Source organism: Barnesiella sp. CU968, from assembly GCF_905219685.1.
GTDB lineage: Bacteria > Bacteroidota > Bacteroidia > Bacteroidales > Muribaculaceae > Lepagella > Lepagella muris_A.
In genome coordinates, this window is the sequence record NZ_CAJMXD010000451.1 from 1 (window position 1) to 2,152 (window position 2,152).

The 2,152-nt window shown below is 49.4% G+C and carries 3 protein-coding genes; all 3 read left to right on the plus strand.

The window, feature by feature from the left end:
• The coding region (locus tag JX312_RS12640; protein ID WP_204458251.1) for a phosphatidylserine decarboxylase family protein at window positions 1-606 on the plus strand (606 nt) is incomplete at its 5' end.
• On the plus strand, window positions 603-1,301 hold the full coding sequence (pssA, locus tag JX312_RS12645; RefSeq protein ID WP_204458253.1) for a CDP-diacylglycerol--serine O-phosphatidyltransferase: 699 nt from the start codon (window positions 603-605) through the stop codon (window positions 1,299-1,301). The genes JX312_RS12640 and pssA, both read left to right, overlap by 4 nt.
• A 509-nt stretch (window positions 1,302-1,810) precedes the next feature.
• Window positions 1,811-2,152, plus strand: a 342-nt coding sequence (locus JX312_RS12650; RefSeq protein ID WP_204458255.1) for an HAD family hydrolase, incomplete at its 3' end; no start/stop codon positions are given.

The window sequence follows — 2,152 nt, forward strand, 5'->3', positions numbered from 1 at the left end:
GTGCTTAATGTGCCGATATGGCTCTTTATGCCTCCGGTTTTGATTCCGGCATGCTTCAGTGTCCTTTCCGCGATAGTCTATTGCTTCGTCTTCAATTTTTTCCGTTGCCCGCAGCGTCATTACCGCGGCGAGCGCATGGGGATGGTGGTAAGCTCTGTCGACGGTCGCGTAGTGGCTGTGGAGCGCACCTTCGAAGGGGAGTATCTCAAGGAGGAAGCCATGATGCTCTCTGTGTTCATGTCTCCCTTGAACGTGCATGCCAACTGGTTTCCGGTAGACGGAACGGTCGAATATGTGAAGCATCATAACGGCAGGTTTCTCTCGGCATACCTTCCGAAGGCAAGCACCGACAACGAGCGGAGCACTGTAGGGATAAAGGCGGATTGCGGCAAAAGAATAACCGTAAGGCAGATAGCCGGAGCAATGGCGCGCCGAATCGTGACATACGCACGAAAAGGTGAAGAGGCATCTGTCGATGAACATCTCGGATTCATCAAATTCGGGTCGAGAGTCGATATCTACCTTCCTGTTGACTGCGAGATTCTTGTAAAAATTGGTGACATCACCAGAGGGGGTGTCACACCTGTCGCCAGATTCAAANCATGAATGCAATAGTAAAAAATATACCCAACTCCATCACATGCCTCAACATCACGGCAGGCAGCATAGCCATAATCTTCGCGCTTCAGGGAAACAGCGAGATATATGGCATGGCAGCATACAACTGGGCATACATATTCATCGGCATAGCAGCTGTAATGGATTTTCTCGACGGCTTCGCCGCCCGCTTGCTGCATGCTAATTCAGAACTTGGCAAAGAACTTGACTCTCTTTGCGATGCCGTCAGTTTCGGAGTAGCACCCGCCATGGTGCTATTCTCGACACTCGAAAGACTGGGAAGCTGCGAATGGCTGCGATGGGGAGCATTGCTGATACCCGTATTCGGCGTTCTGCGCCTGGCAAAATTCAACATAGACACCCGACAGACAACGAGCTTTATCGGTCTGCCGATACCGGCAAACGCCATTTTCTGGATAGGATACACGGCACTCTGCAATGAAACGCAGGGTTATGCATGCGAGTGGTGGTGTGTGATTCCTGTGCTGCTTCTCGAATGCTGGCTGATGGTCTCCCCTGTAAGACTTTTCTCCCTGAAATTCAAAACCTGGGGATGGAAAGGGAATCAGTTCAGATGGCTTCTTATCGCAACGGCTGTTGTATTGCCGGCAAGCATGGGAACTCCGGGACTTATGTGGCTTATCATAGCATATATATTATACGGGGCAATAAACCGTGAGTGACAGACACGCGTTGTTCATATGCGTACAGATTCGGCTTTACCGAAGCCGGCAATAAGTTTAAACAATTTCTAAAAAGATTAATCCTTTGGGAATATTATTAGTTATATTGGTTGGGCTTTTCCTTTTCTGGCCATGGATTGCCAAATGGCTCAGAGGGTTTATGGCACGGCGCGCTGAAGACATGGTCAGAAAAATGGCAGGAATGCCGTCACGCAAAGAGGAGGAACGCCGACGTAAACAGCAGCAGAGACAGCAGCGTGACAACAGCTACAGCCGCACAGGACGGAGAGGCAGGCAATATGCCTCCAATGAGGAAGACAGCATCAGAAGCATGCAGGAATATGCAGAAGATGTAGAGTTCACCGAAACCAAAGAATATTCTGAATCCGAAATCCTCGANAACGAAAGCAGGAGCGAACGCCGTGTCTATAGAGAGGAGCAGGTGTCTGATGCGGAATATATCGAGATAAAAGAAAAATAATTGGCAACAATCAAACAAAGACGGCAGAATGGACAAGACTCTATACGTAAGCGATCTTGACGGGACTCTGATGCAACCCGGCGCCTATCTGTCGCAAAAGACAATAGTTCTTCTCAACAGAAGCATTGGAGAAGGAAAGCTTTTCACAGTAGCCACGGCACGCACTCCAGCGACAGTAGCCGGCATAATCAAGGATGTGAAAATGAGCCTCCCGGCAATCGTATTCACCGGAGCCGCAATATGGAATCCGGCATCCGGGAAATACTCCGACATCAGATACATGGATGCCGACTCTGCCGCAGAGCTGGCGGAAACATACAGAAAAGAGAAGTTCCCCATCTTCCATTTCACTCTCGAGAACGATGTGATA

Excerpts from the sequence above, each read along its gene's own strand:
- pssA (WP_204458253.1), top strand. The coding sequence starts at position 603 with ATGAATGCAATAGTAAAAAATATACCCAACTCCATCACATGCCTCAAC.